The organism is Lentzea flaviverrucosa, from assembly GCF_003350445.1.
GTDB lineage: Bacteria > Actinomycetota > Actinomycetes > Mycobacteriales > Pseudonocardiaceae > Lentzea > Lentzea californiensis.
Genome location: NZ_QQAU01000009.1, coordinates 241908 through 263402 on the forward strand (window position 1 = coordinate 241908; position 21495 = coordinate 263402).

Sequence of the window (21495 nt, forward strand, 5' to 3'; positions counted from 1 at the left end):
GAACCTCGACGCTAGGAAACCAGCGTTTCCGGCGATCGCACCATCTGTGTCGGGACGATGACGCTATGTTCACCGATCATGGATGATCTCGTGACGTTCATGAAGCAACGCAAGCTCGACGACGAGGAAGCCGCGCAGACGTGGGCCGTGAGGTCCGCGACCATCTCCGAATGGGCGCACAAGGTCGTGCTCCTGCTGACGAACCACCAGATCCCCGCCGAGCACACGCTGCACGACACGGTCGCCGGCCAGAAGGTGCGGATCGCGTCCGGGTGGCTCGTGCTGGCCGCCAGGACCCCGAGCGCGACCCACCCCGGCGTGTTCAAGGAGGCCGGGATCTTCCTGACCCCGGCCGCGGAGCTGTGGCAGTACGACAACGAGTGGCCGACGGCCGCCCGCCTCACCGCGACCATCCCCGCGTTCAGGACGCCGGACGGCGCGGTCATGCGGGCCCGCTGCGAGTGGATGCTCGACAACGTCATCGAGGCGTTCGCGGACACGCTGGAACGGCACGGCATCGACGTGTTCGAACTGGAAGGCCTGTAGGCCGTGGCGCTCGAGGAAGCCGGTGAGCCGTGCGCGACCGACCTGAGATCGTCTGCATCTGCGGCTCCACCCGGTTCGGGGCCGAGATGCGTGCGGCGAACCGTGAGCTGACCTTGGCAGGTGTCATCGTGATCGCGCCGGGCGAGGCAGACGGGTCGATCACCGGCGAGCAGAGGGCCGCGCTGGGCGCCCTCCACCTGCGCAAGATCGACCTGGCCGACCGGGTCCTGGTCGTCAACCCCGGCGGGTACGTCGGCGAGTCCACGAGCAGGGAGATCGCCTACGCCCGCGCCACCGGCAAGCCGGTCTCGTTCACCGATCCCGGCTGACCACCTAGATCTTCCAGATCCGGACGGACTTGTCGTCACCACCGGCCGCGATCCGCTTGCCGTCGGACGAGAACGCCACCGTCTGGATCTGGCCTCCCGCACCGATGACCGTGGCGCGGACCTTCTTGGACGCCACGTCCCACAGCTGGACGAAGTTGCCCTGCCCCCAGGTCGCGACCGTCCTGCCGTTGGGGTGGAACAGCGCGCTCGAGATGGTGAGACCGTCGTCGGCGCGCGGGAACACCGCCGTGCTCTGGCCGGACGCCACGTCCCAGAGCTGCATGCTGTTCCTGCCGTCGCCGTCGACGACCGCGAGGCTCTTGCCGTCGGGCGAGAACGAGCCACCGTCGCCGGTCGAGTCGTTGATGGTCTTCACCGTCTTGCCCGTGGCGGGGTCGACGATCTTGATCTCCTGGTACTTGGTGCCCGCGTACGCCAGCAGCTTGCCGTCCGGGCTGAACGACAGGTCGCTGCTGCCCCGCGCCTCGGTCAGGCCGATCTTGACCTTGCGCGTCGCCACGTCCCAGACCAGCAGGCGGCCGGTGTGGGTGACGCCGACGAGCGTCTTGCCGTCCGGGTGGAAGCGCAGGGTCTTCATGATGGAACGGCTGTCGTCCAGGCCGCCGATCATCGAGCGGTCGGCGATGTTCCACAGGTACGTGGTGAAGTCGCCGGTGCGGTTGCCGCCCGCCGCGAGCACCTTGCCGTCCGGGCTGATCGCGACCGCGCACGCCGACGCGCCGCCGGGGCCGTCCGGGTTCTGGACCGTGCCGATGAGCTTGTTCGTCGTGGTGTCCCAGATGCGGACGAGGGCCCCTCCGTCGCCCAGGCCGTCCTCGGCGCTGGCGAGGATCCTGCCGTCCGGGCTCCACGCGACCGACGACACCGATGCCTTGTGGTCGACCAGCTGGACGTGCTCGGTGAACTCCTCCGGCCGTCCCGGCTCGGTCACCGGCGAGGTCGTCGACCGCTCGGAGCCGCCCTCCTTGTTCGAGGCCGCCTTGTTGTCCCCGGTGGAGGGCAGCTGCGCCCCCTCACCGTCGTTGTTCCTGGTACCGAGCCACCACGCGGTGCCACCACCGACCGCCACGACCGCGCCGACACCGGCCAGCAGCGCCGTGCGCCTGCTGACGCCGGACTTCGCCTTGACGGGCAGTACGACGGGCACGCCGGCGAGCATCGCGAGTGCCTGCTCGACGGTGGCGCGGTCGGCGGGGTTCTTGCGCAGCAGCCCACCGAGCAGCGACGTGAGGTGCCCGGCGCGCTGCGGGGGTGGCGGTTCCTGGGTGAGCAGCATCGACAGGGTCGTCATGAAGTCCTGGCCCTGGTACGGCGGCCGGCCCTCGACTGCGGCGTAGAGGGTCGCGCCGAGCGACCACATGTCCGTCGCCGGGCTGATCGGTGCGCCGGTGCCCTGCTCTGGCGCCATGTACGCGGGCGTGCCGACGATGGAGCCGTCCGTGGTCAGCGGGACGTCGCCGGTGAGCCTGGCGATGCCGAAGTCGGTGATCACGACCCGGTCGCCGGACAGCAACACGTTGGCGGGCTTCAGATCGCGGTGCACGATCCCCGCCTGGTGCGCCACCCGCAGCGCGCTCAGCATCGACGTGGCGATGTAGGCGACCTGGTCCGGGGGCAGCGCGCCCCGCGACCGGATGGCGTCGGACAACGACCCGCCGCGGACGAACTCCATCACGATCATCGGCGTGCCGTTGTACTCGACCACGTCGTGCACGGTGACGATGCCGGGGTGGTTGAGCTGACCGGCGAGCTGCGCCTCGCGCATGGCGCGCTGGCACAGCAACGCCCGCTGCTGCGCGTCGAGCCCGGCGGGAAGCAGCAGTTCCTTGATGGCCACCTCACGGCCGATGACCTCGTCACGGCCGAGCCACACCCGGCCCATGCCGCCGGTGCCGATCACCTGAACGAGCCGGTAGCGCTGCGCCACCAGACTTCCCGTCGCATCTGTCACGGCGCGCAGCCTAGATGGGAGGACGCGCTCCCACGACGGTGACCGGCAAGTTCGCAATCGAGTGAACCTGTTGGCATCAAAGAAACATCGTGCACAGTCAATCGGTCGACGATGGACCTGTCCCTAGTGGACCTTCGCGACCTCGATCCCCACTGTGCCGAACATCCGCAGCTTCCGCATCCTGGTCGGCTCGGCGGTGAACCCGGCCGCCGCGATCCGCTTCGGCACGGCGTCGCCGACGTTGTCGCGCAGGTGGTCCTTCGCCGGCCCGTGGTCGTGGAACACGGCGTCGGCGAGCACCAGCACCCCGCCCGGCCGCAGCACGCGGCGGACCTCGGCGAGCATCTCGTCCTTCGACGGGGTGTCGAGGTGGTGCAGCATCAGGCTGGAGAACACGGCGTCGAACGAGGCGTCCGGGAACGCCAGCTCCTGCGCGAACCCCTTGTCCAGCTTCGCCCGCAGGCCCGCACGGCGCAGTTTGCGTTCCGCCCGCGCCAGCATCTTCAGGTCGGGGTCGACGCCGAACAGTTCGACGTCCCGATGACGTTTTCCGGTGGCCCGCAACAGGTTTCCGGTGCCGCAGCCGACGTCCAGCACGCGCTGCCCGCTGCGCAGCCCGGCAGACGTGACCATCTCGTCGTGCACGCCGGCGAGCCCGGACACCAGGTGCACCACTTCGTAGAGGGGCAGGAGGTAGTGCTTGCCCATTCCTGGCAGGTAGTCCCGCTCCTGGGACGATACTTCGGTCATGCTGTGATTCTGACTGCTGTCAGGGCAGTATTTCTGTGCCGATCCACGGTTTGAATGGGACGATTTGACGGTGCGAACCCAGCGGACACCCCTCCAGGGCGACGAGCCCGCGCAGTACGCCTGGCGGCCGGCTCCCGGCGAGCTGCCGGTGGCGGTCGTCCCGCTCGGGCACGGCCCGGAGTTCGACGGCACGCACGAGGCCCACTCGCACGACTTCCCGGGTATCGCCTACTTCTCCGCCGCGGGTGGCGTGGTCCGCCACGGCCGGCAGGTCAGGCAGGTCGAGGCCGGCGACCTGTTCGTCATCGCGCCCGGCGACGTGATGGGCCAGGCCCACAGCGACGACCTCCTCGGCGCCCGCGGCTCGGGCGTGTTCTTCACCGCCGACGCGCTCGGCGCCGAGACTCCCGGCGCACACCTGGCCTGGCGCACGCACCCGCTGTTGTTCCCGTTCGTCCACGGCCGCGCGACCGGCGCGTTGCGGCTCAAGGTGCCCGAGGACCACCGCGCGGAGTGGACGGCTCGCATCGAGGCGCTGCACGACGAACTGCGGCAACGCCGCGACGGCTACCGCGAGGCCGTGTCCGCGCACCTGACGCTGCTGCTGGTCGCGGTGTCGAGGCTCGCCGCGGACGTCGTCGGCGACCTGCGCGAGAACGCCGAACCGCTGCTGGCCGAGGTGTTCGACGTGATCGAACGGCGCTACCCGCAACCGCTGTCGCTGCGCGAGGTCGCCGCCGCGGTCAGCATCTCCCCCGGCCACCTGACCTCGACGGTGCGCAGGCGGACCGGCCGCACCGTGCAGGAGTGGATCACCGAGCGCCGGATGGTCCAGGCGCGACGGCTGCTGGCCGTCACGGAACTGCCGGTCGGCGACATCGGGCGGCAGGTGGGCTTCTCGGACGCGGGCTACTTCGCGCGCACGTTCGGCAAGCTGCACGGGATGAGTCCCACGCGCTGGCGGCGGTTCAACCACCTGAACGCCCGCTGAACTCCTGTGAACGGCCTGTCGATCACGGGCCGTTTCGTCGTATTCGTCGCTCTGGGTCGTGGCACTGTCGTGACCATGACCGGCGGGACGCCCACGATGAACGACCAAGACCTCGGCACGAGGTTCCACGACCTGATGGAGGTCGTGGTGAGGCGGCTGCCGTTCGGCCTGTCGGGCGTCGTGGCGCCGAGCCTGCTCGGGTTTGCCCTGATCAACGGGTTCACGTTCGGCGTCGACCTGCTGCTGCTCACCGCGTTCCGCAGCGGCCTCGGCCTGCCGGTGCCGCTCGCGTTCACGATCGCCTACGTGCTCGCGTTCGGTCTGAGCTTCGTGCTCAACCGGGCGCTGAACTTCCGCTCGCACGCGCCGGTCGGGCCGCAGGCAGGCCTGTACGCGGTCGCGATCGCGATCAACTACCTGGCGTTCATCCTCGGCGTCGGCAGCGCGCTGACCGAGTTCGGCCTGCAGTACCACCTGTCCCGGATCGTCGCCGGCGCGTGCGAGGCCGCGTTCATGTACAGCGTGATGCGCTGGGTCATCTTCCGCGACGGCAGGGACTGACCCCTACTGCAGGTAGCCCTCGACCTCGCCGACCGAGCGGGCGGGGACGTCCTCGGCGTTCTCGCCCTGCGACCGGGCCGAACGGCGCCGCCGCAGCAGGTCCCAGCACTGGTCGAGGGCTTCTTCGAGGGAGCGCAGCCGGGCGTGCTCCTCGTCCGTGGAGATCTCCCCGGCGGCGAGCTGCTGCCGGAGCTCGTGCTCCTCCTCGACCAGCTCGTTGATGCGGCCCAGCACGTTCTCGTCGCTCATCGGCGCCTGTCCCGTCTCGAAGCAGCTGATCTCCCGACTCTACGACGATCTGGCGGCGTGCGCCCCCGGCCTACGGCAGCGCCGCCAGCGACAGGCTGTTGCCGTCCGGATCCAGCACCTCGACGTGCCGCACGCCGTTGGAGTAGGTCTCGACGGGCTCGTGCCGGACCCCGTGAGCGGCTAGCCGTTCCAGCGCCCCGTCGAACTCGCTCAGCACGACCCCGAACGTGACCATCGAGCCGCCCACGCGGGACGACCGGACGTCCCGGGCGTCGAGCACGACGTACGCGCTCTCCCCCACCTGCCAGAGGTGCTCCTCGCCGATGACCTCGTCCGCCTCGCGGCCGAAGAACACCCCGTACCACTCCAGCGACCTCGCCAGGTCGCTCACACACATCACGCTGTGCAGATCCACGCGGTCCACCCTCCTCGATCGTCTTGCAGGGGTGGACCAGCGACGCGCTCCGAACTCATCGCAGTTACAGCAGGAAGGTCGATTCGTCCGATTGGTGCAAGCGACTGGTTCAACCAATTGTTTACACTTGTGAACAGGGCCGCCGACCCGTCACGCGCACCACCTCCCTCGCGGAAGTGGTCGCCACCTCCGCCTGCCAGGAGGCGTTGTGAAGACACGTACCCGGCTAGCCCTAGCGAGCCTCTCCGCCACCACCGCGGTCGTCGTCGCGTTCATCGTCCCCACGACGCCGGCGATCGCCCACGGCACGATGTCCGATCCGGCCAGCCGGGTCTACACGTGCAAGAACGAGGGTCCGGAGACCCCGAAGTCCGACGCGTGCAAGGCGGCCGTGGCCGCCGGGGGCACGCAGGCGTACTACGACTGGAACGAGGTCTCGCTGCTCGAGGCCGGCGGACGCCACCGCCAGCTCATCCCGGACGGCAAGCTCTGCAGCGCGGGCCGCGACAAGTACCGCGGTCTCGACCTGCAACGCGCCGACTGGCCCGCCAAGCGGGTCTCACCGGGACCGCTGACCGTGACGTACCACGCGTCCGCACCCCACTCGAACAGCAACTTCGAGTTCTACATCACCAGGGACGGCTGGAACCCGACGCAGCCGCTGCGCTGGTCGGACCTCGTGCACATCCAGACGTTCAACGGCCAGAACCCCAGCACGTTCACGAACTGGACGCTGAACATCCCGAACCGCTCGGGCCGTCACGTCCTCTACTCGATCTGGCAGCGCGTGGTCGGCAGCAACGAGGCGTTCTACACGTGCTCGGACGTCGACTTCGGCGGCGGCACCACGAACCCGCCGACGACCACCACGACGACGACCCAGCCGCCGACGACCACGACCACGACCCAGCCTCCGGCGGGCGGGACGTGGGCCGCGGGCACGACCTACTCGGTCGGCAACCGCGTCACCTACAACGGTGTGAACTACGAGTGCCAGCTCGCGCACACCGCCATCTCCGGCTGGGAACCGCCGGCCACGCCCGCCCTGTGGCGACGCCTCTGATGCGGTTCTTCTTGCTGGCGCTCGCCTTCGTGGTGTCCGGTTGCGCGGCCACGCAGCCGGACACCGTGTTGCGCGGCGATCCGCTGGACGTGATGTTCCTGCAGATGATGCTGCCCCATCACCAGCAGGGAGTGGAGATGGTCGCCCTCGCGCGGGACCGGGCGCAGAACGAGGAACTGCGCATGCTGGCGGCCGCGATCGCGCAGACCCAGGCGACCGAGGCCGACACGATGAAGGGCTGGCTGACGTCGTGGGGTGAACCGCTGACGGCACCGCCGGACTCGCACACGGGTCACGGCGGCATGCGGCAGTCCGATCCCGAGGAGGTGGCGAGGCTGACCGCGTTGCGCGGCGCCGAGTTCGACCAGCGCCTGCTCAACGTCATGATCGCCCACCAGGACGACGCCGTGCAGATGGCGCGGTGGGAGACCGGCAGCGGTGCCGACCCCGAGGTGAGGGACCTCGCGGACCGGATCGACAAGTCCCGCACCGCGCAGATCGGCATGATGAAGAAGTTCCTCGACCGGGTCTAGCGGGGTACCCCGTGGCGGACCGAAGGAGGCCGACATGCAACCCGTCCCGTTCCTCCCGTGGGTGTGGCGCGATCCGTCGTGGGCCGGTGAGCCGGACCACGACCAGGACCAGGACCTCGCGGATCGTCCCGACACCGGCCTGATCGGCTACGACGTCGAGGCCACCGACGGTGGTATCGGCAAGATCGACGAGGACAACGCCAAGGTGCCGCACGACTGCCTGATGGTCGACACCGGCCCGTGGATCTTCGGCCGCAAGGTCGTGCTCCCGGTCGGCACCGTGCGGCACGTGGACCACGCGGAACGCAAGGTCCACGTCGACCGCACGAAGGAGCAGATCAAGAACGCTCCGGAGTACGACCCGGACGACCACGACACCTACCGCAAGAGCACCGACGACTACTACGCCGAGAGCTACCGGCTCATGCCACCGATGCTCTAGGTCCTTCGTGGACTGTGACAGGCCGGCGGGTTCCCGCCGGCCTGTCACAGTCCAGGCGTGGATACGCGGGCGATATGGACGTCGTCCTAGTCTCGGAGCGGTGGACAGGGCACCGGGGTTGAGCGTCCGTCTCAAGCTCACCATCAGCTACGCGAGCTTTCTCATGATCACCGGCATCCTGCTGATGGCCGCGGTGCTGGTCTACTACTCGTACTTCCTGCCCGACGGCTGGCTCCACACCCCCACCGGCGACTTCTGGATCCACCGAGACCGGCTGCTGGCCTCCTTCGCCCCGTTCATCGCCGGGGTGCTGTGCTTCCTGCTGGTGTTCGGGCTCCTCGGCGGCTGGTTACTGGCGGGCCGCGTGCTCGCCCCGCTCGACCGCATCACGCAGGCCACGCGCATCGCCGCCGCCGGGTCGCTCTCCCACCGCATCGAGCTGCCGGGCCGCGAGGACGAGTTCCACGAGCTCGCCGACGCGTTCGACGCCATGCTCGCGCGGCTCGAGACGCACGTCGCCGCGCAGCAACGGTTCGCGGCCAACGCCTCGCACGAGCTGCGCACGCCGCTGGCCATCACGCAGACGCTGCTCGACGTGGCGCGCAAGGACCGCGACGCCGACGAGCTCGTCGACCGGCTGCACTTCGTCAACGCGCGGGCGATCGACCTGACCGAGGCGTTGCTCCTGCTCAGCCGCGCCGGCCAGCGGACGTTCACGCGCGACCGCGTCGACCTGTCGCTGCTGGCCGAGGAGGCCGTCGAGACGTTGCTGCCCCTGGCGGAAAAGCACGGCGTCGCCGTCGAGACGTCCGGCGACATCGCCTTCGCCGCCGGTTCTCCGGCGTTGTTGCTGCAGATCGCGACGAACCTCGTGCACAACGCGATCGTGCACAACGACCGCGGCACCGTGTGGGTCAGCACGGCCGTCGGACCCGCGTTCGTCACGCTCACCGTGGAGAACACCGGCGAACGGCTGACGCAGCGGCTGGTGTCGACGCTGACCGAGCCGTTCCAGCGCGGCACCGAACGCGTCCGCAGCGATCAGGCGGGAGTCGGCCTCGGCCTGGCGATCGTCCAGAGCATCACGCACGCGCACGACGGCACCCTCACGCTCACGCCTCGGGCCGAAGGCGGCCTGCGCGTCACGGTGCGACTGCCCGCCGCACCGTGACACGACCGGTCAGCCGATCGGGAAGTCGAAGTAGGTGTCCGGGTAGGGCTCGTCGACCAGCGTGTAGTGCCACCACTCGCTGTCGTAGCGGCGGAACCCGCAGGCTTCCATGATCGAGCAGAGGTGCTGCCGGTTCGTCGTTTCGACCTCACCGACCTCGGCACCGTGGTGCGAGATCGGGTCCATCAGGTCGTGACCGCCGCCCATCGAGGCGAGTTCGCCGGTGCCCAGGTGGTAGAGCGTGAGGTCGACGGTGCTGCCGCGGCTGTGGCCCGACTTCCTGGCCACGTAACCCAGTTCGAACATCTCGGCCCTGGTGATGCGGGGGTGGTAACGCGCCTTGGTCGCGCCGTCCTCGGGTTGCTCGGCCCAGCGCAGGAAGCAGTCGACGGCGCGTTGCGGGCGGTAGCCGTCCCAGAGCAGCAGGCCGTAACCGAGTGACTCGGCCTTCTCGTGCGCCATCGTCAGGGCCGTGACCAACGCCTTCGTGCCGGCGATCCGGTTGACCAGGTAGCCGTCGACGGGTTTGCCGGTGAAGTTGTCCCACGTGGCGTACTTGGCGTCCCAGCGGATTCCGGGCACGTCCACGAACGCGAACTCGGCGTTCACTGGAGCTTTCCCGTCAGCGCGAGCGACACCAGCCGGTCGATCACGTCGCCGAGTGACAGCCCCGCGGCCGCCATCATCCTCGGGTAACGGCTGTAGGAGGTGAGGCCGGGCATGGTGTTGACCTCGTTGAGGACCACTTTCCCGTCCGGTGTCAGGAACATGTCCACCCGCGCGAGGCCCGAGCAGCCCAGCGCGCGGTAGACGACCTTCGCCGTCTCCTGGACGAGAGCACGCGACTCCGCCGGGATGTCCGCGGGCACGATGAACGCCGAGTTCTCCGAACCGGTTTCGGGACTGCTCTCCTGGTGGATGCGGAAGAAGCCGTGGGTGAGCGCGACCCGGTCCAGTTCGCCGACCACCAGGTCGTCCCCCGTGCCCAGGATCGAACAGCCGATCTCGCTGCCCACCACCGCTTCCTCGACCACGACCTTGGAGTCGTACTGCCGGGCGACCTCCAGCGCGACCTGCAGTTCGTCCTCAGTGGACACCTTGGTGACGCCGAACGACGATCCCGACCGGGCCGGTTTGACGAAGACCGGATAGGCCGGCGAGTCCGGTGCGCCGGTCCAGAACGCCGGCGTCGCGACCCCCGCGCTTCGCGCGACGACGTAGGTGAGCGACTTGTCCATGCACAGCGCGGAACTCTGGACGTCGCACCCGACGTAGGGGACGCCCGACACCTCCAGCAGGCCCTGCACCGTGCCGTCCTCCCCCAGCCGGCCGTGCAGCACGGGGAACACGACGTCCAGACCCAGCACCTCGAACCGCCCGTCGCCCAGGACGAGGAGGCCCTCGGAGCAGAGCACGACCGGGCGGCCGTCCTCGGCGTCCGGGCCCGCGCAGAGCTTCCAGTCACCGCTGCGCGTGATCTTGATCCAGAACGGGTCGTACTTCGCGGGGTCGAGGCTCCGCGCGACCTCCCCCGCGGACTTCACCGAGACGGGATGTTCCTCGAACGTCCCGCCGAAGATGATTCCGATCCTCACCTTGGTCACCGCATTCCCCCATTTGCAAAGCTGAGACAGTTGATGAGACTGTTTTCGACGGTGTCGCTCAGGGCGTGGTCCGTGTAATAGGCGGTGTGCGGAGTGATCAGCACGTTCGGCATTCTCCGCAGCCGCAGCAGCGCCTCGCTGTCGATGTCGCGGGCGCGGCAGTCGGTGTAGAAGATTCCTTCCTCGCCTTCGAGGACGTCCAAAGCCGCTCCGCTGAGACTTCCGCCTTCCAATGCCTCGACCAAGGCCTTGGTGTCGATGAGCGGGCCGCGTCCGGTGTTGACGACGATCGCGCCGTGTTTCATCAGCGCGATTCGGTCGCGGTCGAGGAGGTGGTGTGTTCCCGGGTTCAGCGGCGTGTGCAGCGTGACGACGTCGCTCACCCGCAGCAGTTCGTCCAGCGGCACGTAGTCGGCCGAGTTGCGGGGCCGGCTGTCGTGGGCCAGCACGCCGCAGCCGAAGCCGCGCAGCCGGTCCATCACCGCCACGCCGATGCGCCCGGTGCCGATCACGCCGATCGTCAGGTCGCGCAGCTCCCTGCCGCGCACCGCGTTCAGCCGGTAGTCGTTCAGGTCAGCGCGCCTGAGGACGGACCTCACGTCGCGCACGGCCATCAGCATCAGCATCACCGTGAAGTCGGCGACGCTGTCGGGCGAGTAGGCGATGTTCCCGACGGTGATGCCCAGGCTCTCGGCGCACTCGACGTCGATGTGGTCGAAGCCGACGCTTCTGGTGGAGATGTACCGGACACCCGCGCGGTCGAGCGCACGAAGGGTGGAATCGGTGATGCGGGACTTGTGGCCGACGCTGACGCACTGGTTTCCGCGGGCCAGTTCGGCGTTGGCCTCGGACACCGCCGACTCGGTGATGGTCGGCGTCACTCCGCAGCGGGGTGCCATTTCCCGGAACAGGACGGCCTCGTCCGGCCCGCACCCGTAAATCGTGATGCCTGTTGCCATGTCTCCAGTCAAGGAGACACGGCGTTGCCGGTCCGTATGCGGTTTTTGATATGTCCGCGATACGGGTTTTTATCCGGCCCTGGTCACCAACAGGTCGATCACGGCGGGCAGTTCGGTGCGCAACTGCGCGACGGCGTCGGCATTGCCCGTGAAATGGTGCAGCAACGCCCGCTGGAAGATGCCGTCGAGCGTCACGTAGGTGGTGCCCGGCGACGCGGAGGGCATGCCTCCGAGCAGTTCGGCGTAGCGGCTGACGACCCGCCACACCATGTCCTCGCGGTGGCCGTCGATCTCCAGCACGTCGGCGCGGAACGACTCGTCGAACAGGCTCTGGGTGCGCAGGTCGTACCAGAGGCGGTGCAGCGGCGCGTCCTGGCCGAGGGTGTCGAAGAACATCGCCACGAACTCGGCGCGCAACTGCTCCGCCGTCGCCGACGTGGCCACGACCTCGTCGTAGCGCGTCACGCAGACGACCTCGTACTGGCGGACCGCCTCGGTGATCAGGTCGCGCTTGTCCGCGAAGTAGTAGTGCAGGACCCCGTGGGAGAACTCGGAGTTCTGCGCGATCTCTCTCAGGCTCGTGCGGGCGTAGCCGAGGTCGGCGAGTGTGTGCAGCGTCGCCACGGCGAGCTCGGTCCGCCGGGCGTCGAACTTGTCGACCTGCCGGCGGGCGATCCGGTCCTGCTTGCGCGAAGCGACTTCTGTCACGCCTCGGATCCTAACGCTCACCGGGACAAACCTTGACCATTCGTCCAAAAAATCTTGGACAGTCGTCAAAGAAAAACTTGACGACTGTCAAGGAAAAGCTAGTGTGTGAGCCATCTCACCGAGGAGGCGACTCAATGACGAGTTATCAGCTGAGCGGGCGGAAAGCGCTGGTCACAGGCGGTGCCCGAGGGCTGGGCGCGGGCATGGCGCAGGCTCTCGCGGCAGCCGGGGCGTCGGTTCTGATCGGCGACGTCCTGGAGGACGAGGGCAAGCAGACCGCCCAGGCGTTGCGTGACTCGGGGGCGACGGCGGAGTTCGTGCCGCTCGACGTCACCGACGACGCGAGCTGGGCCTCAGCGGTGAGCACGGCCGTCGACGTGCTCGGCGGCCTCGACATCCTCGTGAACAACGCGGGCATCGAGATCACCAGCCTGATCACCGAGCTCGAGAGCGCCGACGTCCGCAAGATGCTGGACGTGAACGTGCTGGGCACCGCGCTCGGCATGAAGCACGGCCTGCGCGCCATGCGTCCCGGCGGCGCCGCGGGCAACGGCGGCTCGATCATCAGCATCGCGTCCGTCGCGGCGACCATCGCCTTCCCCGGCATCAGCGTCTACTCGGCCACCAAGTCCGCGATCGACCGCCTGACCAGGGTCGCGGCCGCGGAGTCCGGCAAGCTCGGCTACGGCGTGCGGGTCAACTGCATCTACCCCGGCCTCACGCCCACCGCGATGGGCAACCAGCTGGCCGTCGACTGCGCCCAGCTGGGCCTCTTCCCCTCGGTCGAGGCCGCCGTCGGCGCGGTCGTGGAGCTCACCCCGCTCGGCCGGCTCGGACAGGTCGACGACATGGCCGACGCCGTGGTGTTCCTCGCGTCCGACGCCTCGAAGTTCATCACCGGGGCGGGTCTCCCGGTCGACGGCGGAATGGGGATGTGACGCGATGCCTACTGACAAGCCTGTAGTCGTCTACGGAGCCTCCGGCTACACCGGTCGCCTGATCTGCGAGTACCTGCGCGAGTACGGGATCCCGTTCCTCGCCGCCGGCCGCGATGGCAAGAGGGTCAAGGAAGCCGTCGACGCCGTGCCCGGCATCGACACGGTCTCCTACGACATCGCGGAGGTCGAGCACACCGAGGAGGCGCTGACCGAGGCCTTCACCGGCACCAAGGTCGTGCTCAACACCGTCGGCCCGTTCTCCCGCTACGGCCACGAGGCGGTGCGGGCGAGCCTGAACGTCGGCGCGCACTACACCGACACCAACGGCGAGCAGGACTGGATGATCGACGCCGACGCGCAGTACGGCGCCGAGTTCGCGAAGCAGGGCCTGCTGATCTCCCCCGGCATCGCGCAGATGTACACGGTCGGCGAGATCGCCGCGCAGATCTGCCTGGAGCAGCCCGGACTGGACACTTTGGACATCGGGGTGTTCTGGAAGGGTTACCCGACGGTCGCCTCCACCAACACCATCCTCACGAACGCCGCGTTCTCGAAGGCGTACTTCCTGGAGCAGAACGAGTACGTGGAATGGCCGGCGGACGCGGGTCTCTACGAGCTCGTCGTGCCCGGCCAGCACGAGCTGGGCCTCGCGCTGCCGTGGGGCGGCACGGCGCATCCCGTGTGGTTCAAAAGGGATCCTCGTGTCGCGTCGGTGCGTGCGCTCGGCGGTGTGTTCAACCGGCCGTTGATGCTCGGTGTGCCGCAGATCGTCGCGGCGGCGCTGGAGCAGATGGAGGGCAAGTCGGACGCGGAGAAGTACGAGATCGTCGACGCGTTCTCCGCGCAGGTGCGCAGTGAGATGCCGCCGCGTGAGAACCCGCGGATCAACATCTCGCTCGACTCCGTGCACGCCTCGGGTCCGCTGGGACGCGCGCACTGCGTGATCCACGGCAACTGCAACTACAAGCAGACGGCGCTGCTGAACGTGCACGCCGCCGTGCACCTGTTGCAGGACGCGCCTCGCCGGACCGGGTTCGCGTCGGGCTGCCAGGCGTTCGGGCACCGGGAGCTGCTGGGCGCGCTGCGGTCGTTCGGTCTGGTGCTCGACCCGATCCTCGAAGTGCACCGCTGATGCGGCTCTGCGACTACCTGGACAAGGGGGCGTCGCTCGGAGGCGACGCCCCGTGTCTGACCATCAACGGCTCCTCGCAGAGCTACTCCGAGGTCCAGCGACGTTCCCGGGCCATCGCGGGGGCGTTGCAGGGCAGCGGAATCGGGCCGGGCGACCGGGTCGCGGTGCTGTCGGCGAACGACCCGCTGGCGCTCACCTGCGTGTTCGGCATCTCGCGGGCCGGCGCGGTGTGGTGCCCGGTCAACCCCCGCAACGAGGCGGCGGAGAACCGGGAGCTGCTCGACCTGTTCGGGTGCCGCTGCCTGTTCTTCCAGGCGCGGTTCGCGCCGCTGGTCGACCGCATCCGGGGCGACCTGCCCGCGCTGACCACGCTGGTGTGCCTGGACGGTGAGGTGGAGGGCGCGGTCACGTTCACCGACTGGCTCTCGCGGTACGAACGCGAGCCTGAACCGATGGCGGTGGCGGACGACGACCTCTGCGTGCTGGCCGGCACGGGTGGCACGACCGGGCGGCCCAAGGGCGTGCGGCTGACCGGGCACAACCTGGAGACCGCGACCGCGCTGACCCTGATGAGCTACCCGTTCGGCGACCGGCCGCGCTACCTGGCGCTCGCCCCGCTCACGCACTCGGCGGGCGTGCTCACGTTCCCGATCATGTCGCTGGGCGGCGAGACGGTGATCATGCCGGCGCCGGACCTCGGCGAGTTCCTGCGGCTGATCGAGCACCACCGGATCACGCACGCGTTCCTGCCGCCGACGGTGATCTACGGCCTGCTCGACCATCCCGCGCTCGACTCGACGGAACTCGGTTCGCTGCAGTGCCTCTGGTACGGCGCCGCGCCGATGTCGCCGGTGCGGCTGACCGAGGCGCTGCAGCGGATCGGTCCTGTGATGGGGCAGCTGTTCGGGCAGACCGAGGCGCCGAACATGATCGCCACGCTGGCTCCGGCGGACCACTTCCTGCCCGACGGATCGATCGCGGTCGACCGGTTGTCGTCGGCGGGCAGGCCGACCCCGCTGACGCAGGTGGCGATCATGGCCGCGGACGGTGCGTTGCTGCCCGCCGGTGAACGCGGCGAGATCGTCGTGCGCGGCCCGCTGGTGATGGCCGGGTACCACGAGAACCCGGCGGCCACGGCCGAGGTGAGCGCGCACGGCTGGCACCACACCGGTGACATCGGGTACCTCGACGCCGACAACTACCTGTTCATCGTCGACCGCGCCAAGGACATGATCATCACCGGCGGGTTCAACGTCTACTCGGCCGAGGTCGAGCAGGCGCTGAGGGCCCATCCGGCGGTCCAGGACAGCGCCGTGGTCGGGCTGCCCGACGAGAAGTGGGGCGAGCGGGTGACGGCGGTCGTGCAGTTGCGTGCCGCCGGCCAGGCCGACCCGGCCGCGCTGATCGCGTTCGTGAAGGAGCAACTGGGCGGCGTGAAGGCGCCCAAGCAGGTCGAGATCTGGCCCGACCTGCCGCGGTCCAAGGTGGGCAAGGTGCTCAAGGCGGAGATCAGGCAGCGGCTCGCCGCCGGGACCTGATGTCACCGCACGGCTGACCGGCGGGCCTCGAGTTCGGCGAGGTGTTGCTCGAACGTGCCCGGGGCCTCGGTGAACGGCCCCTTCGGCAACAGGGCGCCGCCGGTCATCGCCTTGCCCGCGCGGCCGGGCAGCCGCACCGGGATCAGGACCTTGCGGTCGCCCCGCGCGCGGGCGATCCGCTTCGCCATGTCCTCCATGCGCCACTCCCGCGGCCCGGCGATCGGCTGCGCGTACCCGCCGGCGGGCCGTCCCGCCAGCTCCACCAGCCTCGCGGCCACGTCGGCGGTGGACACCGGGCGGCAGAGCATCTTCGGCACCACGACGAACGGGCCGCGCGCCTGGTCGAGCAACGGTTCGGCGAACTCGTGGAACTGGGTGGCGCGCAGGACCGTCCACGGCAGCGGGCCGCCGCTGACCAGTTCCTCCTGCCGGCGCTTGCCCTTGTAGTAGCCCGTGGCGACCTCGTCCACGCCCACAATGGACAGTGCGACGACGTGGTCCACACCGGCCCGCACACCCGCGTCGAGCAGGTTGCTCGTCACGGCGCCGAAGAACTCGACCGCGGCCTTCTCGCGCAGCACCATCTTGTTGCTGACGTCGATGATCGCGTCGCAGCCCTTCAGCCGCTCGACGAGCCCGTGCCCGGTGGTCAGGTCCACTCCGGACGAACGGGTCAGCACCACGGCCTCGTGCCCCGCCCGTTCCAGCTGCCGCACCACGAGCCTGCCGACCGCACCCGTTCCGCCTGCCACTGCCACCCGCATCGCCGCACTCCTCTCGTGACTCCGTCATCAGGTAGACGAGGTGGAGCGCCGATCTGTGACAGCCCCGGCCGGGATCACGAGGATGACGGACATCACCACGAGCAGTCCCAGCAGGACGACGTTCAGCGCCCGGTCGAGTGGCGCGTACATGTGCAGCATCGTCAGGTGGTAGACGAAGTGCAGCGTGTTGAACACCAGCAGCGCGGCGCCCGCCAGCGGCACGACGGCCTGTTTCCTGGCGTGGGCCAGCGCCATCAGGCTCAGCGCGGTGAACGCGAGGTAGGCCGCGCCGACGTCCTTGGCGAAGTGCTCGTTGTAGGGGCCGAGCTGCGGCAGCCAGCGCAGGCCGAACCCCGGGAACGTGTCGAACCAGGTCTTCGGGGCGAAGTAGGCGAAGATCCCGACGTAGGCGGACGTGACCGCGATGAAGGCCAGGCTGATCCGGTCGAGCAGGAGTTTCACGAGAGGTCCTTTGTTCGCGTTGCGGGGCTTCAGCAGGTGGACGAGGTGGCGCTTCGATTCGTGACAGCCCGCCCAAGATCACCGGGTAGCGTGCAGGCCGTGGAACCAGTCGCGCTGCCGTTGGGCCGTCCTCGGGAGGAGCGGGCCGATGCCGCGCGCAACCGAGCTCACCTGATCGAGGTCGCCCGGGAGATGGTCGCGGAACTGGGCGCGGACAAGGTCACGATGGACGGCCTCGCCGAACGCGCCGGGCTCGGCAAGGGCACGGTGTTCCGGCGCTTCCGCACCCGTGCGGGCATCTTCCACACCCTGCTGGACGAGGAGGAGAAGCTCTTCCAGGAACGGGTGATGACCGGTCCGCCGCCGCTCGGGCCGGGCGCACCGGCGGCCGAACGGCTGGTCGCGTTCGGGCGGGCCCGGCTCGAGTTCCTCGTCGAGCACACCGTTCTCGCGCGCGCGTCCCTGGACCCCGGCCAGCCCGTGCCCGCCGGCGACAGCCCCTCGCTGTTCCACGTCCACATGCTGCTCAGCGAGGCGTGTCCGGACGACGCCGCCAGCGGCACCCTCGCGTTGCAGCTCGTGGCGGCGCTGGAAGGGCCGATCCTGCTCTACCTGCGGACCCAGGACGAGAACGCGCCCGACCCGGACGCCGTGGTGAACGACCTGATCACCAGCTGGCAGGTCCTGGTCGAGCGCGTCTGTCGCTAGGGTCTGCATCGAAGTCTGGTTCGATGAGAGCTGCGCTTGAGGTGGTTCCTGGTGGTGCGGCCGGATGGCCCGCATACCGGTGTTGTACGTGGGTCGTCCGGCCGTGCCGCCAGGGGCCGCCTCGGGCCCGGCTGTCGCGGATCAGACTTCGATGCAGACCCTAGGGCGTGTCCCGTAAGTCCGTTCGATGAGAGTCACGGTCGAGAGACCCGGAGGCGGTGCCGCCGCGACGCCCTCATACCGGGCGTATTCGGGTGTTGCGGCGGTGCCGCCTCCGGGGCCCTCGACCGCGACTACCGCGGATGAGACTTACGGGACACGCCCTAGGTGTGATGTCCAGGGAGGTTGGTCAGCCGGGTGATGGGTGGCTGGCCTCCGAGGGCGGAGTGGGCTCGGTGATGATTGTAGAAATGCAGCCAGCCGGGTAGTGCTGTCCGGCGCTCGGTTTCTGAGGTGTAGTGGCGGGCGCCAGCCCTGCTCGACGATCAGACGTGCCAGTCGTAGCCGGGTGCGTGGCGTCAACGTCGCGTTAGGATGGGACACGAAGGCCTCCAGGCCGTGAAGCGGTTCCTCAGCAGTTCCACTTCACACCCGGAGGCCTTCACCTGTCTTCACAACAGACCATCACATCCGGAACAACGTCCCTGGACATCACACCTAGGCCCTGGTACGCAAGGTGAAGCGGTCGATCGTCAGCCCGCCCGCGTCGAGCCGCAACCCCAGAGCGGGTGCCCATCCCGCGACCACCGACGGGTCCACCGCGGACCCGATCGGTGCGGAGCGCAGCAACGCCCACCGGCCGGCGTGCTCCTGCCAGCTGGTCAGCTGACCGTTCTCGACCACGACGGCGAGCCGGTCGCCCGGAGCCCAGGTCAGGGTCGCGCAGCAGCCGCCGGTGGCCTCGTCGCCGCGGCGGACGCCCGCCACGGTCACGTCGACGCCCGAGGCCTTGCCCGCGTTGTTGAACCAGGCCAGGGCGAAGTCGCGGTTCCCGGCGGTCTGGCCGAGGAACAGACTGTCCTCGGGCGCCGAGCCCGCGAACGACCGGGGTTCGACGACGACCGCCGTGCCTCGGGCGGCACCGGTGACCGGTGCGGCGAGTACCGCACCGGCACGCGTCCCGGCGCTCGCGGTCAGCACGCCGTCCGCGACCCGCAACGCCGGTGGCGGTTCACCGAACGGACCGTCCACGCGGTACGAGACGAGACGGTCCGTCTCGAACGTGTCGTCCCAGACGACGGTGGAGTAGGCGGCGGGGTCGAAGACGGTCTGCGCGGAGCTCAGTGTCGAGGTGACGCCGCTGTCACCGGAAGCCGTTGCCAGCAAACGGATCGGCGCCCGTTCACCCAACCCCAGGCTGGCGGGTGCCGTCACGCGCCAGCGGGTGACGAGACTCCGGCCCGTCCCCAGTTGGGCGGCGTAGGCCGACGACAGGGGCACCGCACTCCACCCCGGCGGCACGGAGAGCGTCGCCCGGACACCGCGCAACGGTTGCCGTGCCTGCAAAGTCGTGGTCGTCTCGACCGCTCCGGCACGCACCGCCAGGTCGTCCGGCGCCGAGGCGAGCAGCCCTCGCACCGGTGACCGCCACGACGAGAACGACGTGATGCCGACAGCTCCGCCGTCCGCACGGCGCGGCAGGACCCGCACCCGGCTGGTGGTCACCGCCGGTTCCACCAGGACGCGGTTCAGCTGACGTGCCACCGGTTGCGCGGGAGTTCTCCGCTGGCCCGGTACGTCACGCCACTGGCCGTCCCAGTACTGCAGGTCGAAGGTCGTCGGCACGCGCACTCCCCCGCCGTCGTCGTAGAACACGACGCGCAGGTCGGAGATCGGTGCCGGCGCGCCGAGGTCGACCTCCAGCCAGTCCGCGGAGTTCGGGCTGCCGTACGATGTCCAGCGCGTGCCGGGCACGTCGAGGTGGAAGTCCTGGCCGTCGATCGCCTTGGTGGGCGGGTCTGCGCTGTAGCTGTGGGACGCGCGGGCGGTGGGGAACCCGGTGCGGCTGACGTTCGCGAAGTCGTCGACGAGTTCCGGGACGTCCGCCGAGGTCCGTGCCGGGATCGTCAGGCGCACCGGTGCCAGGCCGGCCTGGGTGTGCGTGAGCCTGCCGTCGAGCCAGACCCGCAGGCCCGCGCCCTTGCCGTAGCGGCTGCCGTCCCTGTCCCACAGCACCGTCAGGTTGTGCCCGTGGTACGGCACGTTCTCGGCGGCGAAGTGGCTCCAGGAGTCCGGCACCAGCGGCGCGATCGACACCGCGTTCCCGAGCTGCGGCCGGATGCCGAGCAGGCCGGACAGCACGTTGTCGTTGAACGTCGAGTGGTTGTAGTCCTCGCTGTGGCCCTTGCCGTCGTACAGCCACCGGTTCTCGTCGGGGTGGTGTGCCTCGGCGACGTAGGGTTCGCCGTTCTTGCGCTGTGTCAACGCATAGCCGCGCAGCACCGCCAGGTAGTCGTCGCGGTCGACGTAGGACTGGGCCGGGTAGTCGATCAGCAGGTTCGCCAGCGCGGTCAGGGTCTGGCTGGTCGCGAACGGCCAGCTGGGGCCGTTCCAGCGGCAGCAGCCGTTCAGCGCGTCCCTCATGAACCACGGGCTGCGGCGCTCGGCGGTGGTCGGGCCGTACGCGGCGGCGAACCCCTGCGGGTCGGTCAGCTGCGCCCAGGCCGCGCTGTTGGCGGCCGGTGGCATGTGGAAGTACCACGGCACGAAGCCGATCGCCTCGCGGTCGGCGAGCTTGGCGCGGCCGGGGTTGTCGTCGCGCATGACGTGCTTGTAGAACTTGCCCGCGTCGTCCCAGAGCCACCGCTCCTGGTTCGCCCGCAACGCGTCCGCTGCCTGGTCGAACGGGCGCGCGCCGGCGGCGTCTCCCCGTGCCTTGAACAGCTGCGCGATCGCCCGCGCGTCGCCGTACTGGTAGGCGTTGAGGGTCGGCCGGAAGCCGTCGCCGCCGTGGTACGGATCAGGGCTCTGGTACGAGCTGGCCGTGTACTCCATCGCGTCCCACACCGGCGTCTGCCAGTAGAGCCCCAGGCCCTGGTCGAGCTGCGGCGACCAGCGCTGCCACTGCCGCACGAGCTCGGGCAGCCGGTCGGTGGCGAAGCGGGATCGGCCGTCGACGGCGGCACGGGCCGCCACGGCGTCGGCGGCCCAGAACGAGTACTGGTGGGCCCAGTCGGTGGTGTTCTCGTTGAGGAAGTCGGTCGCGGGCTTCGGCCCGGCGCCGGAGCCGCGCAGCCAGTAGTCGACGTAGTCGTCCAGGTAGCGGTGGTCGCGCAGCCAGCGGCCCTCGTAGACGTGGTGGCCCGCCGCGGCGACGATGCCGCCGTTCGGGGCGGAGTAGCCGACCGGGCCGAGGAACTCGGAGACGATCCAGCCGTCCTTCGGGCCGGTGTACTTGAGCGCCTCGCGGTAGGTCCGCCAGCGGTAGTAGTAGGTGTCGCGGATCTCCCGGTCGGGGAGGTCGACGAACGGGATGTTGGCCTCGTACCAGGCCGGCTCCGGGACGTTGCCCAGCAGCCCGGCGTGGTCGAGGAAGTTCGTGCCCGTACCCACTGAGGGGTACGGGTCAGGTGCCGCCGCGCGGTCCTGCCGTGCCACCGCCGGCCCTGCCGTCGAGATCGCCAACGCCGCCACCACGAGCATCGTCATTGACACGCGCAT

The 21495-nt window shown here is 69.5% G+C and carries 23 protein-coding genes and 1 pseudogene; 12 read left to right on the forward strand and 12 right to left on the reverse strand.

The window, feature by feature from the left end; genetic code table 11:
• The first annotated feature begins 78 nt into the window (after window positions 1-78).
• On the forward strand, window positions 79-546 hold the full coding sequence (locus tag DFR72_RS27230) for a hypothetical protein (RefSeq protein ID WP_114773776.1): 468 nt from the start codon (window positions 79-81) through the stop codon (window positions 544-546).
• A gap of 29 nt (window positions 547-575) precedes the next feature.
• Window positions 576-875, forward strand: a complete 300-nt coding sequence (locus DFR72_RS27235) for a S49 family peptidase domain-containing protein (protein ID WP_090063364.1) — start codon at window positions 576-578, stop codon at window positions 873-875.
• Between the two features lie 4 nt (window positions 876-879).
• On the opposite strand, the gene DFR72_RS27240 is transcribed toward DFR72_RS27235, so the two are convergent.
• Together DFR72_RS27240 and DFR72_RS27245 are read right to left on the reverse strand one after the other, a co-directional pair.
• Complete coding sequence (locus tag DFR72_RS27240; protein ID WP_143086600.1) at window positions 880-2847, reverse strand: WD40 repeat domain-containing serine/threonine protein kinase; 1968 nt, start codon at window positions 2845-2847, stop codon at window positions 880-882.
• A gap of 123 nt (window positions 2848-2970) precedes the next feature.
• Entirely contained in the window at window positions 2971-3597 is a 627-nt protein-coding gene (locus tag DFR72_RS27245) for a class I SAM-dependent methyltransferase (protein WP_090063367.1), read from the reverse strand.
• Window positions 3598-3667: 70 nt separating this feature from the next.
• On the opposite strand from DFR72_RS27245, the gene DFR72_RS27250 reads away from it, so the two are divergent.
• Together DFR72_RS27250 and DFR72_RS27255 are read left to right on the forward strand one after the other, a co-directional pair.
• On the forward strand, window positions 3668-4588 hold the full coding sequence (locus DFR72_RS27250; protein ID WP_090063623.1) for an AraC family transcriptional regulator: 921 nt from the start codon (window positions 3668-3670) through the stop codon (window positions 4586-4588).
• A gap of 75 nt (window positions 4589-4663) precedes the next feature.
• Window positions 4664-5149, forward strand: a complete 486-nt coding sequence (locus DFR72_RS27255) for a GtrA family protein (protein ID WP_090063624.1) — start codon at window positions 4664-4666, stop codon at window positions 5147-5149.
• A gap of 3 nt (window positions 5150-5152) precedes the next feature.
• Here DFR72_RS27255 and DFR72_RS27260 read toward each other — a convergent pair whose 3' ends face one another.
• Together DFR72_RS27260 and DFR72_RS27265 are read right to left on the reverse strand one after the other, a co-directional pair.
• Window positions 5153-5398: a DUF2630 family protein gene (locus DFR72_RS27260; protein WP_090063369.1), complete on the reverse strand. Its 246-nt coding sequence runs from the start codon at window positions 5396-5398 to the stop codon at window positions 5153-5155.
• A gap of 70 nt (window positions 5399-5468) precedes the next feature.
• Complete coding sequence (locus tag DFR72_RS27265; protein WP_211335555.1) at window positions 5469-5795, reverse strand: VOC family protein; 327 nt, start codon at window positions 5793-5795, stop codon at window positions 5469-5471.
• 226 nt (window positions 5796-6021) lie between these two features.
• On the opposite strand from DFR72_RS27265, the gene DFR72_RS27270 reads away from it, so the two are divergent.
• The 4 genes from DFR72_RS27270 to DFR72_RS27285 all read left to right on the forward strand — a co-directional run bounded on the left by DFR72_RS27270 (window position 6022) and on the right by DFR72_RS27285 (window position 9022).
• Window positions 6022-6876, forward strand: a complete 855-nt coding sequence (locus tag DFR72_RS27270) for a lytic polysaccharide monooxygenase auxiliary activity family 9 protein (protein ID WP_245983546.1) — start codon at window positions 6022-6024, stop codon at window positions 6874-6876.
• On the forward strand, window positions 6876-7409 hold the full coding sequence (locus DFR72_RS27275) for a DUF305 domain-containing protein (protein WP_090063627.1): 534 nt from the start codon (window positions 6876-6878) through the stop codon (window positions 7407-7409). Before DFR72_RS27270 ends, DFR72_RS27275 begins: the two co-directional genes overlap by 1 nt.
• Window positions 7410-7443: 34 nt before the next feature.
• On the forward strand, window positions 7444-7851 hold the full coding sequence (locus DFR72_RS27280; RefSeq protein WP_090063372.1) for a hypothetical protein: 408 nt from the start codon (window positions 7444-7446) through the stop codon (window positions 7849-7851).
• A 100-nt stretch (window positions 7852-7951) separates the two neighbouring features.
• Entirely contained in the window at window positions 7952-9022 is a 1071-nt protein-coding gene (locus DFR72_RS27285) for a sensor histidine kinase (protein ID WP_211335548.1), read from the forward strand.
• Window positions 9023-9031: 9 nt separating this feature from the next.
• Here the strand turns inward: DFR72_RS27285 and vanX are convergent, their stop codons facing one another.
• From vanX to DFR72_RS27305, 4 genes are all read right to left on the reverse strand, one after another.
• A complete protein-coding gene (gene vanX / locus DFR72_RS27290) occupies window positions 9032-9631 on the reverse strand; it encodes a D-Ala-D-Ala dipeptidase VanX (protein WP_090063376.1) in 600 nt (199 codons plus the stop codon).
• Window positions 9628-10626 (reverse strand): D-alanine--D-alanine ligase family protein, encoded by a 999-nt coding sequence (locus DFR72_RS27295; RefSeq protein ID WP_090063378.1) that lies wholly within the window; start codon window positions 10624-10626, stop codon window positions 9628-9630. Before DFR72_RS27295 ends, vanX begins: the two co-directional genes overlap by 4 nt.
• On the reverse strand, window positions 10623-11585 hold the full coding sequence (locus DFR72_RS27300) for a D-isomer specific 2-hydroxyacid dehydrogenase family protein (protein WP_090063381.1): 963 nt from the start codon (window positions 11583-11585) through the stop codon (window positions 10623-10625). The genes DFR72_RS27295 and DFR72_RS27300 overlap by 4 nt, the downstream gene beginning before the upstream one ends.
• 69 nt (window positions 11586-11654) lie before the next feature.
• The gene (locus DFR72_RS27305; protein ID WP_090063383.1) at window positions 11655-12293 is read right to left on the reverse strand and encodes a TetR/AcrR family transcriptional regulator; all 639 of its coding nucleotides are present in this window, start codon (window positions 12291-12293) and stop codon (window positions 11655-11657) included.
• A 134-nt stretch (window positions 12294-12427) separates the two neighbouring features.
• Between DFR72_RS27305 and DFR72_RS27310 the strand changes: the two genes are divergently transcribed.
• From DFR72_RS27310 to DFR72_RS27320, 3 genes are read left to right on the forward strand one after another with little or no spacing between them, the layout of a single operon-like run.
• Window positions 12428-13231, forward strand: coding sequence for an SDR family NAD(P)-dependent oxidoreductase (locus tag DFR72_RS27310; protein ID WP_090063385.1), 804 nt, complete (start codon window positions 12428-12430; stop codon window positions 13229-13231).
• A 4-nt stretch (window positions 13232-13235) separates the two neighbouring features.
• The gene (locus DFR72_RS27315; RefSeq protein WP_090063387.1) at window positions 13236-14363 is read left to right on the forward strand and encodes a DUF5938 domain-containing protein; all 1128 of its coding nucleotides are present in this window, start codon (window positions 13236-13238) and stop codon (window positions 14361-14363) included.
• The gene (locus DFR72_RS27320; protein ID WP_090063389.1) at window positions 14363-15901 is read left to right on the forward strand and encodes an acyl-CoA synthetase; all 1539 of its coding nucleotides are present in this window, start codon (window positions 14363-14365) and stop codon (window positions 15899-15901) included. The genes DFR72_RS27315 and DFR72_RS27320 overlap by 1 nt, the downstream gene beginning before the upstream one ends.
• A gap of 2 nt (window positions 15902-15903) precedes the next feature.
• Here DFR72_RS27320 and DFR72_RS27325 read toward each other — a convergent pair whose 3' ends face one another.
• On the reverse strand, window positions 15904-16665 hold the full coding sequence (locus DFR72_RS27325; protein ID WP_090063391.1) for an SDR family oxidoreductase: 762 nt from the start codon (window positions 16663-16665) through the stop codon (window positions 15904-15906).
• A gap of 27 nt (window positions 16666-16692) precedes the next feature.
• The gene (locus DFR72_RS27330; RefSeq protein ID WP_090063393.1) at window positions 16693-17127 is read right to left on the reverse strand and encodes a hypothetical protein; all 435 of its coding nucleotides are present in this window, start codon (window positions 17125-17127) and stop codon (window positions 16693-16695) included.
• A gap of 99 nt (window positions 17128-17226) precedes the next feature.
• Here DFR72_RS27330 and DFR72_RS27335 point away from each other — a divergent pair, with 99 nt between their 5' ends.
• Entirely contained in the window at window positions 17227-17835 is a 609-nt protein-coding gene (locus tag DFR72_RS27335) for a TetR/AcrR family transcriptional regulator (RefSeq protein ID WP_090063628.1), read from the forward strand.
• Window positions 17836-18158: 323 nt separating this feature from the next.
• Here the strand turns inward: DFR72_RS27335 and DFR72_RS27340 are convergent.
• A pseudogene (locus tag DFR72_RS27340) lies at window positions 18159-18278 on the reverse strand (IS481 family transposase); the annotation flags it as partial.
• Between the two features lie 214 nt (window positions 18279-18492).
• On the reverse strand, window positions 18493-21495 hold the full coding sequence (locus DFR72_RS27345) for an MGH1-like glycoside hydrolase domain-containing protein (RefSeq protein WP_090063394.1): 3003 nt from the start codon (window positions 21493-21495) through the stop codon (window positions 18493-18495).

What these genes read in the sequence shown, in the direction of transcription:
- DFR72_RS27310 (WP_090063385.1), top strand. Translation starts at nt 12,428, where the DNA reads ATGACGAGTTATCAGCTGAGCGGGCGGAAAGCGCTGGTCACAGGCGGT.
- DFR72_RS27315 (WP_090063387.1), top strand. Translation starts at nt 13,236, where the DNA reads ATGCCTACTGACAAGCCTGTAGTCGTCTACGGAGCCTCCGGCTACACC.
- DFR72_RS27245 (WP_090063367.1), bottom strand. Translation starts at nt 3,597, where the DNA reads ATGACCGAAGTATCGTCCCAGGAGCGGGACTACCTGCCAGGAATGGGC.
- DFR72_RS27320 (WP_090063389.1), top strand. Translation starts at nt 14,363, where the DNA reads ATGCGGCTCTGCGACTACCTGGACAAGGGGGCGTCGCTCGGAGGCGAC.
- DFR72_RS27275 (WP_090063627.1), top strand. Translation starts at nt 6,876, where the DNA reads ATGCGGTTCTTCTTGCTGGCGCTCGCCTTCGTGGTGTCCGGTTGCGCG.
- DFR72_RS27345 (WP_090063394.1), bottom strand. Translation starts at nt 21,495, where the DNA reads ATGCGCGTGTCAATGACGATGCTCGTGGTGGCGGCGTTGGCGATCTCG.
- DFR72_RS27230 (WP_114773776.1), top strand. Translation starts at nt 79, where the DNA reads ATGGATGATCTCGTGACGTTCATGAAGCAACGCAAGCTCGACGACGAG.
- DFR72_RS27260 (WP_090063369.1), bottom strand. Translation starts at nt 5,398, where the DNA reads ATGAGCGACGAGAACGTGCTGGGCCGCATCAACGAGCTGGTCGAGGAG.
- DFR72_RS27265 (WP_211335555.1), bottom strand. Translation starts at nt 5,795, where the DNA reads ATGTGTGTGAGCGACCTGGCGAGGTCGCTGGAGTGGTACGGGGTGTTC.
- DFR72_RS27325 (WP_090063391.1), bottom strand. Translation starts at nt 16,665, where the DNA reads ATGCGGGTGGCAGTGGCAGGCGGAACGGGTGCGGTCGGCAGGCTCGTG.
- DFR72_RS27280 (WP_090063372.1), top strand. Translation starts at nt 7,444, where the DNA reads ATGCAACCCGTCCCGTTCCTCCCGTGGGTGTGGCGCGATCCGTCGTGG.
- DFR72_RS27255 (WP_090063624.1), top strand. Translation starts at nt 4,664, where the DNA reads ATGACCGGCGGGACGCCCACGATGAACGACCAAGACCTCGGCACGAGG.
- DFR72_RS27300 (WP_090063381.1), bottom strand. Translation starts at nt 11,585, where the DNA reads ATGGCAACAGGCATCACGATTTACGGGTGCGGGCCGGACGAGGCCGTC.